This window comes from Halospeciosus flavus (assembly GCF_029814175.1).
In the GTDB taxonomy this organism is placed as follows: Archaea; Halobacteriota; Halobacteria; order Halobacteriales; family Halobacteriaceae; genus Halospeciosus; species Halospeciosus flavus.
This window is the reverse complement of sequence record NZ_CP122313.1, coordinates 138,942-155,398: the sequence shown is the minus strand read 5'-3', so window position 1 is coordinate 155,398 and position 16,457 is coordinate 138,942. Positions and strand designations below refer to the sequence as shown.

The 16,457-nt window shown below is 60.6% G+C and carries 13 protein-coding genes; all 13 read right to left on the bottom strand.

The genetic code is table 11. The annotated features are described in order from the left end of the window. Positions 1-256 precede the first annotated feature (256 nt). The gene (locus P0Y33_RS17655) at positions 257-1,780 is read right to left on the bottom strand and encodes a primase-associated protein (protein ID WP_279530144.1); all 1,524 of its coding nucleotides are present in this window, start codon (positions 1,778-1,780) and stop codon (positions 257-259) included. After that, complete coding sequence (locus P0Y33_RS17650) at positions 1,777-2,661, bottom strand: bifunctional DNA primase/polymerase (protein WP_279530143.1); 885 nt, start codon at positions 2,659-2,661, stop codon at positions 1,777-1,779. Before P0Y33_RS17650 ends, P0Y33_RS17655 begins: the two co-directional genes overlap by 4 nt. After that, positions 2,658-6,479 (bottom strand): ATP-binding protein, encoded by a 3,822-nt coding sequence (locus tag P0Y33_RS17645; RefSeq protein ID WP_279530142.1) that lies wholly within the window; start codon positions 6,477-6,479, stop codon positions 2,658-2,660. The genes P0Y33_RS17650 and P0Y33_RS17645 overlap by 4 nt, the downstream gene beginning before the upstream one ends. Next, the gene (locus tag P0Y33_RS17640) at positions 6,472-8,700 is read right to left on the bottom strand and encodes a VirB4 family type IV secretion system protein (RefSeq protein ID WP_279530141.1); all 2,229 of its coding nucleotides are present in this window, start codon (positions 8,698-8,700) and stop codon (positions 6,472-6,474) included. Before P0Y33_RS17640 ends, P0Y33_RS17645 begins: the two co-directional genes overlap by 8 nt. Then, the gene (locus P0Y33_RS17635) at positions 8,693-9,814 is read right to left on the bottom strand and encodes a hypothetical protein (RefSeq protein WP_279530341.1); all 1,122 of its coding nucleotides are present in this window, start codon (positions 9,812-9,814) and stop codon (positions 8,693-8,695) included. The genes P0Y33_RS17640 and P0Y33_RS17635 overlap by 8 nt, the downstream gene beginning before the upstream one ends. 2 nt (positions 9,815-9,816) lie before the next feature. After that, on the bottom strand, positions 9,817-10,932 hold the full coding sequence (locus P0Y33_RS17630; protein ID WP_279530340.1) for a hypothetical protein: 1,116 nt from the start codon (positions 10,930-10,932) through the stop codon (positions 9,817-9,819). A 2-nt stretch (positions 10,933-10,934) separates the two neighbouring features. Beyond that, positions 10,935-11,792, bottom strand: a complete 858-nt coding sequence (locus tag P0Y33_RS17625) for a hypothetical protein (protein ID WP_279530339.1) — start codon at positions 11,790-11,792, stop codon at positions 10,935-10,937. Further along, the gene (locus tag P0Y33_RS17620) at positions 11,789-13,525 is read right to left on the bottom strand and encodes a hypothetical protein (RefSeq protein ID WP_279530338.1); all 1,737 of its coding nucleotides are present in this window, start codon (positions 13,523-13,525) and stop codon (positions 11,789-11,791) included. Before P0Y33_RS17620 ends, P0Y33_RS17625 begins: the two co-directional genes overlap by 4 nt. 28 nt (positions 13,526-13,553) lie before the next feature. Continuing rightward, on the bottom strand, positions 13,554-13,976 hold the full coding sequence (locus P0Y33_RS17615) for a hypothetical protein (protein ID WP_279530337.1): 423 nt from the start codon (positions 13,974-13,976) through the stop codon (positions 13,554-13,556). Between the two features lie 6 nt (positions 13,977-13,982). After that, positions 13,983-14,231 carry a hypothetical protein gene (locus tag P0Y33_RS17610; RefSeq protein ID WP_049987855.1) on the bottom strand — a complete coding sequence of 83 codons (249 nt, stop codon included), beginning with the start codon at positions 14,229-14,231 and terminating at the stop codon, positions 13,983-13,985. A gap of 203 nt (positions 14,232-14,434) precedes the next feature. Then, the gene (gene xseB / locus P0Y33_RS17605) at positions 14,435-14,617 is read right to left on the bottom strand and encodes an exodeoxyribonuclease VII small subunit (RefSeq protein ID WP_279530336.1); all 183 of its coding nucleotides are present in this window, start codon (positions 14,615-14,617) and stop codon (positions 14,435-14,437) included. Between the two features lie 2 nt (positions 14,618-14,619). Further along, entirely contained in the window at positions 14,620-15,672 is a 1,053-nt protein-coding gene (gene xseA / locus P0Y33_RS17600) for an exodeoxyribonuclease VII large subunit (RefSeq protein ID WP_279530335.1), read from the bottom strand. A 130-nt stretch (positions 15,673-15,802) separates the two neighbouring features. Then, on the bottom strand, positions 15,803-16,315 hold the full coding sequence (locus tag P0Y33_RS17595; RefSeq protein ID WP_279530334.1) for a zinc ribbon domain-containing protein: 513 nt from the start codon (positions 16,313-16,315) through the stop codon (positions 15,803-15,805). Positions 16,316-16,457: the final 142 nt, after the last annotated feature.

Sequence of the window (16,457 nt, the reverse complement as noted above, 5' to 3'; positions counted from 1 at the left end):
AACCAGTATTCCCAGCTTCGACAAGCCGGAAAACTCTGAGATCGACGATATTTACGGTAGTTAAGTCGAATCGCTAGTACGTCAGAATCGTTTGGAGCCAATATTCAGTGAGTCTCCATGGTCAGCTAACGGACGTCGCGGTTAGTGATTCGTCTGTACTTAACAATTCAACAAAATAGTCGATCCGCCTCGATTCGGCAGAATCGCCAAACCAATCACTACCTAATGGAACGACAGATGCGAGGGAGTCTATGATTCAGAACTGCTCAGTGGGGCCAGTTGATTCCTCTTCTACCTGCTCGTACATCTCGTCCGGAAACGGGAGACTACCCCAGATCGAGTAGGGGCACTGGTCCTGGCCGATGCAGTAGCGCTGCAGATCGTCGTTATCGCAGTTCATCGGCAACGGTGTGTCGCCGCTAATGGTGTTCGAGAACTCGTAGCGAACCTGGTACTCGGTCTCCTGCTCGTCGTACCACGGCCACCGAGAGAAGACGTCCTTGAGGTCCGCGACGATCTCGTCGAGGCTGCTGTCTTGGTACTGCGGCAGCCACATCACCATCCGCGCGAAGTTGTAGAGGTCCTTCCGGACGGGCTTCTTCTCGTGTAGCCGCTCCTCCATATTCGCCATACAGGGGAGTTCGAAGAGATCCTCGATCTCTCGTACTTCGATTTGTTCGGCGCCGGTTCCGGCTCGCCCGATTCGGTACGTATTGACGCGCCCGTCGCGGTCGATCGTGACGGCCGAGTGGGACTTGTGATCGGCCAGCGTCTTCGCGAGACTGCTCGGACTCGATATCCAGTCCGTTACAGAGGATTCCCACTCGTCCTCGGCGTCGTACGCTTCGACCGCTCTGTAGAGCTCCTTCGCCGTGTGGAACTCACCCTTTTGCGCGACGTCGTCGGGGGCGTCACTAAGAGCCCGTCGGAGGACGCGGATCGTCCGTTCCCCACGGTCCCAGTTCCGCCAGATTCGCTCGTGATGACCGGTCTCGAGGAAGCGGTCGATCCGCTCCGTAATCGCCGACTCGTTCGTGGTCAGCCACGTCAGCTGGTCATCGGAGAGCCCGTCTTCTTGTATCCGTAGGAGCTTCTTGAACGCCCGTTCCGCGTAGTCCCGATACTTGCTGTCGAAATCACCCACCGGGACGTACAGGTTATTGTCCTTCACTCGCGTCAATATCTCCCCGCCATCGTCATTCCCCGTCGATGACTCGTCCTCCCGAACGAGACATTTGCGTGACGCCGCCGCCATCGGGATTTCGAGGTAGAGGCCATCCCCGAACTCCGGCATCTCCGTGATGCCCGTACAGACCCGACCCGGATGTGGGCCATCCTCACCGGGCTCCTTGCTATACAGCACCTCGGCTATGTCCTGCTGGAGCGACCCATCGCCGTGAGCCCGAATGAGGGAGGCAAGATTGTTGACGTACAGCTCCCGGATGTCGTAGAGCACCTGAATGTTCCGGGGCGACGCGTGCTCGAACTTCGAGTGCTCTTTCACACAGATCGCACCCAACGTCGCGAGCACGGCAAGCGTTCCTGGCTCGTCGACGAACGGCTCCTCGGCGGCATCGGCACGAACCTGCTCTTTGAACGCCGCCGTCCCGAACCGCTCGATGTCGTTCACGAGGTCCTTGGGTTGGTCCTCGCCGTCGACGACGTATCGGTTGTATCCACGCGTAAACAGCTGGTTGATGCGGGTCTCACCGTACTCCAGCGGGAGTGCCGCAACCCGATACGCCATGTCTTCGTCGTCGGTGGGCGTACTCGGACTCATTCGTCGATCACCTCGGGTGTCGCCGACCGAACGTCGAACGCCGGGCTCTCGATGGGTTGAACGATGCTACAGACGTCGGCGTGCAGCGAGTAGGGCAGACGAGCGACACGCCGGCGGTCGGCCGTCACGACGGGGTCGATCGGGATGTCGTACGTCTCGAGGAGGAGGTCGTTCAACACCTCGCGACTCTGCTCGTCGTACCGGTGCGCCGGGTCGGTATCCAGCAGGTAGACGTGGACCCCCTGCCCGCTGTAAACGACCATCGTCTCCTCGGCGTCGAAATCGTCCTCGAAGATGTCGCGCACCTCGAACCCGTACTCGATGGCGCGGTCGACGTCTTCGAAGGCGTACGGATACCCCTCGGGAGCAGCGTCAAGGATACCCGCAGCGTCGAGGAGCGCATCGTCGTCCCGGTCGTCGCCGTCCGCCGATACCATCTCGTCCGCTCGGTCGCGGGCAATCTCTTTCGCGTCGATGTCAACGAGGAGGACCCAGGGTCGTTCCCAGTGATCCAGCGCGTAGTAGACGGCGTCGGGCCGTGGGTCCGGTTTCTCCAGCACCTCCGGATCAGCGAGTGCGAACTCGCTTCGTCCCAGCGGATCGTTGCGAGCGGGGTGTCGAATGCACTCAACGACGTCCTCGAAGTCGTTGAACTCGGGCGTCGTTCGGTCCCCCGACGCATCTGTCTGCCACGTATCCCGCCGGATGAAGTCCTTGGCCGGCACCTCGTCTTTGCGAACCGGGTGGGACTCTCGGAAGGCGACGGCGTACTGTTTCGGGCCGGTCGCCGTGATGAATTCCGGCAGGTCATCCAGATAGCGGGGGAACTCCTCGGCGTAGTAGGCGTAAATCTCCTCGCGGGTCGCCTGTCGCCAGGTCATTGGGTGAGTTTTCGATCGAGATTTTTGAAGGCGCGAACGGTGGTCAGGCCCGCAGCGTCGAAGTCGTCGACGGCGTCTCTGATGGTCGCGAACGACCGTGCCGCCCGGCCGCTGACCCGCTCGTCGATCCGATCCGCGTCGGCAAGGCTATCCAGGACGTCGAGCGCCGTCTCGCGATTGTTGAAGGCCCAGATCGCGTCGGCGTCCACCGCGCTGAGTTTGTCGTAATCCTCGACCGGGGCGTGCCGGTTGTTACTCGCGAGCTCTGCTTCGCCGGCCCAGACGAGATCGCCGTTCTCGTCGAAGCCGGCCACGTCCAGGACGGTGCCGTCGTCGGTTTCGTAGTACGGTTCCACGCGAACGACATCGTCCCGCTGCTGGAACCACAGCTCGAGGAGTCGGACGCCAACCTTGTGTGGCGTTTTCTCGCCGAGATCGCCCGCTCCTGGTCCCGCCTTCAATTCTCTCCCGAGGAGGTCTCTACCGTCCGGGAGGACGGTGTAGTACTTGCGCCCCGCCGCGGAGTCCGCTTCCAGGAGGTCCTGCTCCGTGAGCCGCTCTATATGGAGGTCGTCGTATTCGTCCCGGAGCTGGCTCATCCTGTCCAGTAGCGTGTACTCGTCATCCTCTCTGTTCATCACGACGAGGACCCGATTCAGGAACCGGACGTCGTCACGGCTGAGCCCGCGTTGTCGGAGCTCGTCATCGGGAACAGGCACGCTGGTTTCCTGGACGGGCGTTGCCCCGTTCGCCGGCCCCGCTGCTTGGTCACCAGTTGGTTCCTCGTCCGTCTCGGTGGCCTGCCCGAACAGGGGGCTCATCTCTGACCCGTCTGCATCTGGGTCGCTGTCCGTCTCGGGCTTCGTGGTCGACGTTGACGTGTCCTCGGTCGTCGATTCGCTGATGAACGCGGATTGCGTCGGGTCCGTTCCTGAGTCGCCGTCGGTAGCCGAGCCCGTCGTCTCGGCCCCCGTACTACCCCAGCCAGTCTCTTCCGAGGTAGTGCTCGACTCAGTCGGCTCTCTCAGCCCGTACTGGGCCTGTGTCCGTTCGACCATCCGTGTCCGGGACACGGACTCGAAATGGTCTTCCTGGGGCTCTGTGAGCGGCTGGTCGCTTTCTGGATGCCCCGGCGCAATCGGGAGCGGCTTCAACGAAAACGGCGGCGGACCAGTCTCCCCGAAGGATGGGCTCGGGAGTTGCGCGATCCACTCGCCGCTCGGCAGCGTGTTGATTCGGTTGCGGAGTTCGGTCGGAGAGAGGTCCTCGTGGGCAAGTGACTCCGCGAGGTCGCGCTCGATCGAGATGTTCCCGATGAGCTTCGTCTTGATGTTGTTCAGCACCTCGTCGTAGGCCCGCTCATTCCGGTTCCGCACCTGTTCAGGGAACTGCATCACGAGCCCCATACTCAGGCCGAACGACCGGCCCTGCGGCAGGAGCTGCTCGGAGACGAGCTTTGTCGACGCGACCGGCGCCGCCTCCTCGATGATGAGGTTCGTGAGCTTCTCGTAGTCGGTCTGGCCGTCGCGTCGGCGCACCTGCACGGCGTCCCATAGATTGCTCAACAGTAGTAGGGTGATCGCTCGCTGTGCCTCCGGCCGGAGGTCGCCGAGGTCGAAGATGATGGTAGCGTCTTCGTCGAGGAACTCGCGGAAGTCGAAGCGGTTGTCAACGTACTCGCCGGCGTCATTCTGCTCGGGGACGTGGCTGAAGATCCGGCGGAGATGCGCGTCCTCTTTGAGCTTGTCGAGGCGATTCCCGACGGCGTCCATCGACACCTGGAACTGGTGGTTGTCCTTCGCGAAGTGGCGCGTCAGCGATTCCTCGATGTTCTGGTTGTCCGCTGAAACCGGGGGAATCGTCTGGTCGCGCTGCATCCGGAGGGCAGCAGCGAAGAGATCGTCCAGCCCGAACACGTCGCTCCCGTACTCCTCGTCGAACAGCGCCTTGATCAGGTAGCTCAGAATCTCGTTCGCGACGAACGCCTGGCCGTACTGCTCGCGGCCCATAATCATCCGAAGGATGTCGTGGAAGTGGTCGACCTTGTCTTGAATCGCGTCCTCACGGTTGCGGCCCGCTTCGAGCGCGGGGCGGATATCGAAGAACGAGAACGCGGGGATTGTCTCCGGGACGCGGAAGTGGTAGACGTCGTCGAGGCCACTGAACCGCTCGTAGTGGCAGCGCAGGTAGTTCTCACACATCCCGTCCCCCTTCGGGTCGACGAGGACAACGGGGCCACCAGTCGTCTCACGGAGCGAGAGCGCGTCGTTGATGATGGCCTTCGACTTCCCGCCACCCGTCGACGCGAACCGCCCGTAATGCGTCGGCAACAGGTCCGGCGGGATCCGGATCGGGTCCGGCCGTGGTTCACCGTTCTCGTCGAGCGCGTAGCCGATAGCCATCCCGTCCTGGAACTGCTGGATCAGATCCGGATTCGGCCACGGAAGCGGATTCCGACTCTGCTGTTCGGCCCTCGTTCCCCGCGTCCCTTCGACGGTCAACTGTTCGGAGGAGGGGACGAGGACGAAGTTCGCGAGCTCCGTCCCGCTGAGGACCAGCTCGGGGCGGGTCTTCCCTCGTCCCGTCGTCAACTCGCGATTGAGGAGGCGCTGGAGAGCGGCCCGTGCCTTCTTCTCCTTCGTTTTCTCACGGAAGCCGCTGTCCCGGAGGCGTTGCCCTTCGACCTCGTAGAACGGCCCATCAAGCGGGTCGAACACGGGGAGGAGCGAGTCCATTCGGCCATCGAGGTCGTCGCGGGTGTCGTCGGTGGGGACGCCGACGGCCCGGATGTTGACCGTGAACGACCGTTTGGCGTTCTTCGCGTCGATGTACTCGATCCGCTTCTCGACGGCCTCGCTGAGCTGCCGGTCGTCCTGGTCGCTCCGTTGTTCCTCGACCTCGAGCAACGAACCGACGACTTCCTGGAAGAACGTATCCCGGCCGTCGACGAGGTCCTCTTTCCGCACCTCCGCGTCGGACTGCCAGCTGGCACGCCGTTGGAAAACGACCTGGAACGCGGTCGGCGCTGTCGCCTCCATCAGATGGTCGATCAGCGACGCCAGCGCCGCGCCGGGCTCGTCGACGGACGAGAGATCGCCGTTCGTTTCCTCTGTCGTGAACGGCGTCAGCGAGGTCATCCAGTCCTGCTTCCGCGACGCGGCGCCACACCACCGGACACCGAGCGGCGAGACAGCGTTTTGTGCCGGGCGAGCTAGAATCGTTCCCGCTGGTGTCATCGTCGGCTTCTCGATGGCCCGTTGCTCTTCCTCGTCGTCTGGAAGTGCATCGGGCGGTGCTAGTTCAAGGGCTGAGTCCCCGACAGTCACGTGATGATCGGGGACTCTCGTGGTTGCCGAACCGCCGTCGACAACGGGGTCTGCTTCGGCTGCCTCGGAATCCACTGATTTCTCGTCGATATCGTACTGTTCTGCCGGGTCAAACTCGTACTGCAGCCGCCCGGCCTCGTAGTGGTCGACGAATTCCTGCGGTGTGAACTCGACTGGCTGAATGAGCCGGGCGGCGACGTCGACGTCGACGCGCTCGATGTCGAACGTGGCCGGATAGATGGATCGGAGGCGCTTCTCAAGCGTATCGAGGTGGGCGTCGGCCCCGTAGAAGAACTCCACCGGGTCGTCGGGTCCATCACTGATTGCGAGGAACTCGAATCGGGGTGGTGTCTCACTGTGAAGTGGGTTCAGCTTCGCCCCGAGGCCCGACGAGCCGGGCGTGGTCAGTTTGTGGAGGCTGTCGAGGACTCGGGGGATGCTCTCCGGGTCAAGCCGCTCGGATGTCGGCGTGACGCGCAGGTACTCAGCCATCGTTGGTGTCCTCCGTAGTCCCGCCGTCTGGCTCAGCTTCGACGGCGTCTGATTCCTCGTTCAGTTCGCTCGTTTCGTTCGTTCCGTTCGTTGCTCGGTGTTCGAGCTCTTCCTGAAACTCCTGCATCTCGGTATCGACGGCGTCGTCGCCGGCGCCGGGCAGCGAGGACCGAACTTGGGAGGTCGGGTCAAAGTCGATGACCCGCTTCTCCTTGGGCATCGCTTTGACCTGAATGCCGCGCCACTCGCCGTCGACGCCCACCAGCGCCTCGGAGAAGCCGGCGTCCTCGTTGCCGGGGACAGCGTCCTGAACGAACCGCATCTGCGCGTAGTTCAAGCCGAACTCGTCGGCCCATTCTTCGTCCATCCCGTCGAGGCGGTGGAACTGCTTAACCGCACATTGGTCCAGAATCGCCTCGGATTCGGCGTGCTCGAAGAACTCGTCGACCGTCTGGGTGACCAGACGGATCGAGAGGTCGTGATGCCGGTGGTGGCGGAACACTGTCTCGAGGAACGCCAGACTCGCGGCGTCCTGCATAATGTAACGCGCCTCGTCGATGTAGAACACGACCTCCTTCTCCGAGACTTTTGCGCGCTCGTACACCAGTGAGATAAGCAGCTGCATCGTCAGCGCCGTGCTGCTGTCGACGCTGCCCTCTTGCTGGGCGAGGTCGAGGTAGATGACCTTCTCGTCGCGAATGTCGAACGCCGATGACTGTCCCAGATTACCGTGCCGCCCACCTTCCTCGAAGGGGCGAAGCTGGTCAAGGAGCCACGTCGCGTCTTCCTTAATCTTCCCGGCTTCCTCGTCGGCTCGCACGACGAACGCCTCGGGGTCGTCAACCATGTCCTCGAAGACATCCATCATATCCCGAATCGTCGGACTCGGATTGCCGTGCGTCGAGATGTCGTCGGTGATGCCGTTGCGTTTGTACGCTCGCTTGAGCCCGAGTTCCAGCGTCGTCCGGCGGTCGCCTAGTGAAATTCCACGTAACGCGAAGAAGTTGGTGAGGAAGCTCATCGCGTCGTCGAGCTTCTCGTTGAACGGGCTCGCGTCCTCACCCATCGCCCGCTGGACGTGCTCGGGCGTCTCCCGAATCTCCAGGGGGTTCAGCCCGAGCGTCCCACCAACAGTGATTCGCTTGGCGTCAAGGGCTTCGGCGACGCCGGCCCAGTTGTTCAACGGCTCGAGGATGATGCCGATACGGTCCTTGCTTTGCTCGATCGACCGGATGAAGTTCTGCTTGGAGCTGAACGACTTTCCCGAACCGGTGTCGCCGACGGTGAACATCGCATACCCGTTATCCCGGGCGAACGGGTCGATGACGACCGGGCTCTGGGTGTCCTTGTGAATCCCGAACTCCACCCCGCCCTCCTCGAGAATCGTCGCGTTGTGCGGCGAGGAGAGTAACGCGCCGACGGCGCCGCCGAGCGCGATGGACTCGCGGCCGAACTCGTTGTCACCGATGGGCGCGGCGGACTGGAGCGCGAGATCCTGCCGACAGATCGCCGTCTTCGGCGTGAGGTTCGCGGGGTCATCACGGAGCGCACTCTTGACCTCCTGAACGGCGTCCCGGAGTTCCTCCTTCTCGTCGGCTCTGACCGTAATGAACATCCCCTGATCGAAGACGTTCGCGCCATTCTCGACGGCCTTGTACGTCGCCGCGGCCTCGTTCGCTCGCTCCTGGAGGTAGGCGCTACGGACGCTCTGTTCGATATCGGCGTCGACCTGCAGGTCGTCCGCGATGTCCTGCAGTTCGTTCCGGGCCCGCTCCTGGTTCTTCGGCGTGATGTGGGCCGTCAAATCGAACTGGACGTCCGTCATCTCGAAGAGGTCGCTCAGATAGCCATCGCTGGGATAGTCGGCGTAGTCGGCGATGTACAGCGTCGTCGTCCACTGCTCGCCGACGTGGGCTGCTCGCGTCTCCCACTCGATGGCTGCCGGCGCAGTTACCGTCTTGTGCGACTCTGAGATATCGTCCAGGATCTGCCCTTCTGCGTTGCCTTCCTCCAGCGTCTCTTCGTCGAGGACGTCCGAGAAATCGACTTCCTCCTCATCGTTGGTGCCGTGATATCGACCCCACAGAAGCTTGCCAGCGACGCCGAGGATGACGGCCAGAAGGACGTAGAGCGCTGCGCCTTCGGTCGACGTTGGATTCAGTAACCACTCGGCGACTTGATCGGTTGCCCTCCCACCGGCCTGAAGAAGGACGCTAAGCATCGGACTCGTCCTCCCGGCGCGAATGGCCGACGATCGATTGCTCTCGAACGACGCGCTCTGCGTCGTCGTAGTCGTGTTCCCGACCGTTCCAGAAGTCCATATTCAGCACGAACAGCTCAACCGTACTGAGGCGACGAGCGGACCAGCCAGAGGATTGCTGGATGAACTCGGCCCGCAGGTCGTTGACGCGACTGTCCAGCTTCTCGAACATCTGGGTACGGCGCTCGACGTCGGTGAGGTCCTCACGACGGGTGACGAACGGGTTGAACAGGAACCCGATGACGGGGAACTGGGTCAGCTTCTCGACGGGGGTACCCTCGTCTTGGTAGCGATCATAGACCTCCAGGGGGCTGACCTCGACACCGATGTAGTACCGGACCTGCTGAATGCCCCGGTCACGCATTTCCTTCGGCCGCGTCTCCCGGTATTCTTCGAGAAGTTCCCGGAAGATTGGGTTCTCCGTGACGTCTTCGTCGGAGAGGCGGTTTTCGATATTCTCGATGATTTGCTCGACCGGGAACGAGCGAGTTGTAGCGTGGACTTTGAGCTTCGAGTCGAGTTCCTTATTAGCGAATTCCTCGCCAGCCTCCTGGAGCTGTGCCCAGTCGTCGGACATGGCGAAATCCATGTTCCCCGGCTGGATCTCGACGAACGCCTCCATCGTCCCGTCCGCCCGCTGGATGGTACCAACGCCGGGCCACGCCCGCTTGACGTTCGTGAGGTCCTGGGTTCGTTCGTCGGGTTTGAACGGCGTATAGTTGGCGAGCCCGCCCTCATTCCGTGTCGTCTCATTCGTGGCGCTCTCTGCGTTGTCTGGGGCGCTGAATGTGATCTGTGGTCGCTTGGCGTACCGATAGACGTCTTTCGTCCACGTCCAGGCGTTCAAGTGATTCGGTGAGACGTAGATGACGGCAACGCCGAACCCCAAGCCGCCAGCTACGAACGGGAGGGCAAGTGACTCGATCCCGGTGAGGCCGGCGACGAACAACCCGATAATGGGGAAGGCAATGAGAACGCCGACATCACCCTCCTCGATGTTGAGGTACGGGATACGGCCTTTCTCTCCGAACTGATTCATAATTCGCCGTGCAGCTGCGTCTTTATCGGTTGACATAATTACTGGGTCCCTCGATCAAACTCCGTATCGCGTTTGTCACTCGATGTGTTCGCTGTCGGCTCGCCCGGGTCATTCTCGGTTCTGCGGTACGACGGCTTACCGCTACCCTGATCTCCATTGTCTCCACGGGCGGCTGCTTTCTGGGCGACAGCTTGTCCTGCGGCCGCTTTCGGCCCCCACCGGGCGGCAGTTGTCGCGACGCCAGCACCACCGACGTAGGCTCCAGCAGCGACACCGCCGACGAGTGCCGCCCCTTTCGTAGCACCACCGACGACCTTGGCAGTCAGCGGAGTCGCGTATTTGAACGTCTTCCACGTGACATAGAGAGCAATCAGGGGTAGCGAGACTGCTACCAAGTACTTCAGAAACACGCTATTTGGAGCAATTGCATCTTGCGAGTAGAGCAAATCGTATCCTTTGAACACTACTGCTGCCGGGAGGGGAAGAACTGCGAGCGGGACGAACCGTTTGGTAAATCCCATCGCGATATCGGAGAGCACCGGAATATTGCCGTAGCCAAGTGCAAACGCTATCGGCATTCCATACACGTAGACGTAGAGGAGAATCTCTCGAATGAAGTACAGTGCCTCCAGGGCCCACATCGAGAGACCGCCGAGAAGGGCGAATACGAGTGCAAGCCCGGGATTCGTTAGAGAGACTTCGAGGAAATTGACCATCGCATCACCTAGTGAACTGAGACTCGGCATCAGAGCAATCGTGAATCCATCCACTATGTAGAGGCCCAGAATACTCACCCAGTACCAGCTGATAATAAGGAACGCTCCAACCCAGGCGGTCTTCTTCGTCCGTCTGGCTTCGTATGCACTCCCGAGATTAAAAATCCGGATCGTGTGCCGTCCTTGGACGCACATCAACAGGAGGAGCAACGAGATCAGCATGATCTCACCGCCCACCAGCGCATCTCGGATTGCCTGCCAGGGAGCGTTGACCGGGTCGCCGAAGACGAATGCCCCATCCGTCTCAGGCGTCGGCGTGCCAAACATCTCCTCTGTCAGGGTCTCGTAGCCAGCCGTCAGCCCTTCCATGAAGAGGCTAATGACCCAGTCGACGGCGTCTTTGAACCCTTCTAAGAAGACATCAATCAGGTCAACCATGGCTATGCCTCATTAATGGTGATATCACAGTTGTCAGACTCTGTTGAAGCCGAATACTGGATAGTGTACGTTTTCGAAACTTGATTTGCTCCAACCTGGGTTTCGAGGATGAGATCGAACTCCCCGCTCTGTTGTTCGTCCGTGCAGGATGTCCCCCCGCCCGGAACGAAGGCGAACGGCGACCGAGAGCTGTAGATCGTGATTTTCTCGCCAGCGGTTATGACAACTTCGTCAACCTCCGTATCCGCATCCGCATCGTATATCCCACTCACGTCCTCGTTGGCAGCATAGTTCGTACCTTCTTCGTCTGAGGGATACGGTACGTCCCCAACGAAGAGTAGTTTCGTTATCGCCTCCGGACCACTGCCCTGATTCTCAACCGTCACAAATGCTTCTTCAGCTATTTCGTCGCTTGGCCCGTCCCACATCTTATCGGGCTGGTTTCTTCCGATTCCCATCTCCACAATTCCAAGATCCGGCTGGATGGGAAGTGAGGTTTCGACGACAGTCTCATCGCCCTTCAACGCGAGTACGCGGTACTCACCGGGTGCGTAAGCGGTCCCAATTTCGAACGAAACCTGCTGGGAGCCTGTGGCGACTTCGCGCTGTCCGAACAGTTCCCCGTCCGGTTGAATGAGATTGATCTGATCGACATCAGCTTCCGCAGTGAGTTCGACGACGAGAGTTGTTCCATCGGCGGCAACGCGCTTGAGCGTATTTTGACCGTCTGGAGAGCCATTACCACTATTGGGCGTTTCGGTGTTCCCACCGTTGTCGAGACAACCGGCAACGCCAGCAAGCGCGGCGCCGGCAACTGTTCGGAGGGCGGTACGTCTGCTGAGTGAGCTGTGGTGAGTCATGGTTTGCTGTCGAAGATGTCGTCCGGACCGAGCATCCGCAGGACCCGGCGTCCCGCGTAGAACATTACGACGAACGGGATGAGCTGCCAGCCCACCTCGAAAAGGAACGCAAACCAGCCGTCGATGGTTCCGAGCGAATGCCAGCGAGCGGTCGCCGTGTCGCTCACATATGCGGGGTTGTGCCCGAGCCACGAACCCGGATGGTACCGTGCTGTGTAGATACCCGGCTCGTCGATCGTCACAATCGCCACCCCGGAGGCGTTGGTCTCGACGCGTTGCTCCGCGATGGTGATGTACCCGTTGCGAGTGTTCCCGCCAATTGGATATCGTCGGTCGGGATCGCTGAGCACGATCGGTGCGCCGGTCTCGTTGTCTCGGAGTTCGATGCGGAGTGTGGCCTGACTTTTGTTCTGCTGGAGCACCTCAACCGTCAGATTACTGCGCCGGAGCTGCCGCTCTGAGCTAGCGTCAGGTGCCACAATCGAGGCGTTCACGCCCCGTACGATCCCCGCCACCTGGAGCGCGTCGCGGTCGACGTTCTCCGCGCGAACCGCAACACCGTACGTCGTCGTGTACGACTGGTTGACGATGTCGATGTTGATGTTCTCACCGAGCGTTCCGTCCGGAGACGGTCGGTCAGTGCCCCAGGTGTCGATAATCTCTGGGCCATCGCGAACTGGTTCAGCACGCGGGCCGATTCGCGACGGGTACGCGTGAATATAGACCGGAATCGCATCCGACTCGACGGTGGCGCTGTCGGTTCGGTTCGACCTGACGAGTGTATCCCAGTTGGTGTTCCGAGCGGTGTAGAACCGCCAGACGCCACGCACTCGTGCGCTTCCATTCTCCGTCAGCGTGTACCCCTGCCACGGTCTGGACTGGAAAATGGCCACACCGGCGTCACCATTGGGATACTCGGCGTAGTAGGGGTACGCCGAGAGGTCGTAGATCTCGACGGCGATCGAATCCGAGACGTTGAGCGATTCGGTTCGGTACGTGACCTCGACATCAGTCTCGTCGCCTCGGTCGATTCGCGTGGTCTTCTTCAACCGGACGCTGATCTCGGCTTCAAGCGTGAGGTTTGCACTCCAGTCATCCTCGATCTGGTAGTCGAGGGCCGGCGTGTGCGAGCCGTCGCGCTCGACGATGGTTTCGCCGTCCTTCTGCAATCGAACCTCCTCAACCTCGTTGCTCGCGAGCGACCACTCGATCGTCGTGTTCCCCGAAGAGCTCCCGTTCGGGACGCGAACGCGATAGTCGACGAACCCCCGCATCGTGCCGTTCGGCGCGATATAGAGCGGCGTGTCACCCGACTCCAAGTGACCTCGCGTCGACGGCTGCACTGCGAACACTGTGGCGTGGGCGTCCTCGATGAATACCCCGTCTTCGAGCGACGCGTGACGCGGATACACGGACGTATCCGACCCACCGGCTTCGAGATCAGCGAAGTCGTTTCGCGTCCACGTTGCAGCTGTCGCCGGCGGGCGCGTGAACGTGATGTCCGTCCCGTTTGCGAGCTGGTGCATCGCGGTCCGGCTCTCGCCGTAGCGCTGCTGGTACTCCTCTTGGCTGATGTAGCTGTCCGCGTCGCGAGACCACAGCGTCGCTGATTCGTTCTCTGTGAGCCCATTCCCCTCCGTGCCTGGCCGTGGCGGGCTTGCAGTAACGAGACCCGTGACTAGGCTCGTCACGAACAGGGCGGCCATAAGCACGGAGAGCTCTCGTTGTGTCATGGGGGCTCGCGACGGGGGCGGTAGTCGCCTACCAAGGGGCGAGATCGACGCACTGCGCCAGCGGGAGGTTCATCATCGATCCGGCAACGGTGTAGAGTGGTCCAAGGGCGACGAGAACGACCGTAGACTTCATCGCCGACCGCTTGTGACGCTTGAGACCCTTCTTCTGCTCGGGCGTGATCGTGAACATCTCGATGAGGGAGTCAGCCTGCCACACGACTGCGAGGCCGACAATGCCCAGCGCCGTGGTAAGCTGGAAGAAGCCCTCGATCATGCTGGGAAGGTTGTCCGCACTACAGACGGCATTCGTCTGTGCGGCGGCGGGTTCCACAGCGAACAGGCTCAGGACGACGACGATGAACACAGCTTGCCTGGGAAGCCTACTTGCCGCCGTGGACTGGCTGTCGGCGCGATTCGGGGCCGTCTCGGAGGGCGTATTGTCCTGTGACATAGCGAGTTATTCCTCTGCGTCGTCGACGAGTGCTTTCAGATCAGCGTAGCGGTTGGTCTCGTCGACGATCTCGTCTTTCGTGTAGCCCTGTTCGCGGGCCCGTTCGAAGAGATCTCGAAGCTCGTCGGGGTCGACGTCGCGAAGCTCCATCTCATCTCGGAGGGCGCGGCGATAGAGGGCGGAACCGTTGATATGGCTGTTCCACGTCAGGTACAGATCATCGATGTCTTCGATGGTGACTGCCCGTGTGATCATATGTGCGGGGTGGGTATGCACCGGTTGAGCCCCGGTCCATGGTGGTGCGATAGCTAGAAGATCGGTATATGCTTTCTGGCCACCAACTGGCGCAAAAATCTAAAGTAAATTATAACCGGAGAGCTCGTTCACCTCGTAAGGGTACAGTTAACCAACAATGGGGCTAAATACCGCCGTCTGTTGGTTAAGATTAGGATGGCGCTCTACTCGAGTTCCATAACCTCTCCACGCCCGTTGTCGAGGATTTCTCGCACCTCGACCAAGAGTTCCTGACCATCCTCGTGGAGCCTTATCCCTTCATCGAGGTCACACTCGTCCGCATCGAGCTGCTCAATGATTTCTTCGACACGGGCCAGCCGGTCGTGGATCTCTTGGTCGTTTGCCACGCTTAGATCACCCCCAACCAAAGCCCAGTGATGGCCAACAACAGCAACAGCAGCACAACGATTGTGGCCTTGTAGTAGACCGGCGGGAGCCCCTCGGGTACGGCCGCCTCGTCGACTGCTTCGGCGAGTTCCTGTTCGTGTTCGTGCTCCTGCTGAAAGGTCTCGTACGCAGCGTCGAGTTGCTGTGCCAGCGGCTTGACTTCGCCCGCCAAGAACTCCTCGCGGGAATTCACGATATACTCGCCGGCGGCCGTCGGCGTGATCGTTGCCACATCCGCGACCTGATCGGCGATTAACCGGTCGTCAGTATGCCCGATCGCCGTGACGATCGGGGTGTTTGCGGTGAAGATAGCTTCCGCGACCCGCTCGGTGTTGAACGCCTGGAGGTTCGAATCACTCCCGCCGCCACGGCCGACGATGATTGAGTCGACCTCTTCGGAGCGGTCGAGATGGTGGATACCGTTCGCGATGGATGTGGGCGCTTCCGACCCCTGGACGGTGGCGTCCTTCACCAGGATGTCGACGGTAGGGTCCTGTTCATGGATCGCGTTCTGGATGTCATAGCGGGCATCGCCACGGAGGGAGGTTACGACCCCAACCCGCTCTGGGAACGCCGGCGGGCGCTGTTTCTGCTCGTCGTCGAACCAACCACGTTCTTCGAGTTCGCTTCGCAGTCGCTCGACGGCAGCCGCTTGGTCGCCGTCGCCGCCGACGATCACTTCCCACGGTTTGAGGTCGATTTTCCCGCCCTCTGTCCAGTAGTCGATATCGCCTTCGAGGATGACCTCCGTCCCGTCCTCGAGGTCAGCGTCCATCTTCTGATAGCGGTTCGCCCAGAGCATACAGGGAAGCTCGGCGTCGCCGTCGGTGAGAGTGAAATAGAGGGCGGTACTGTTCTGATGGAGATCCGTGACCTCGCCAATACAGCGGACGCCATTGAGGGCAGGCGTGTCCTGGACGACCGACGCAATCCGGTCGTTCAGCTGTGATACGCTGAGGACCTCTCCTGCATCGGGCTCGGCTGCCTGCCGTTCAGCATCCGGTGCGTCCGCCATACACGTCTACTAACTTTTGAACAAGATCCTCAAAAAGCTATCTTCGTGCTGAGTATACTACTTCAGCAAGGGAATCGTAGTAGGTAACCACCCAGGTCTCAACAGACTATCTCGCTCGTGCAGTGTAGAACTACTCCGATAGCTCTCCGTCGTCGAGTTCTTCATTCGCAACCTCGATCAGTTTCTGCAGTCTGTCGTCGAACTCGTCCTCGAACTCCGTATGTAGTGCGTCATCGTACATCCGAAGAGTTCGCCCTAGCCCAATCGCAGCAAGCCATTCTTGGAACTGGTTGTTGTTCATATCATCAACCGATTTACTCAATGCATTCGTGTTTGACCCCGTCGCCCAGAGCTGAAGAAGATCGAGGTCGTTGACCATTGCCAGACGAGCGAAATCCGCAAACGCGGCGCTCACCTCTCGAGAGAGTTGGGTATAGGAGACAGAATCTCGGTCAAGTTCCTGTTCACCGCCTAGTAGCTCATTGACGTACGAGAGCGAACGCAGTGACAGAAATCCATCTCTATCGACCGCCATTGGTGGATCGCTCTCCGACTCTGCAATCTCAGACAGTACTTGGCCACAGGATCCGCAGTAGTGGTGAACCGCCTTGATTTGGCTCCCACAATTCGGGCAGTAGGGCATACTGTGAGCTACGAGTCAGAGGTACTGAGGCCTTGCCGGTTTGGGAGATTGCCGTACGAATCTGAGAGGCTTCCTTTTAGTTAGAGCTGTAGCGGAGTGGACTTTGTGAGCGGCTGACTCGAGTACCTCGATCCATCTCACG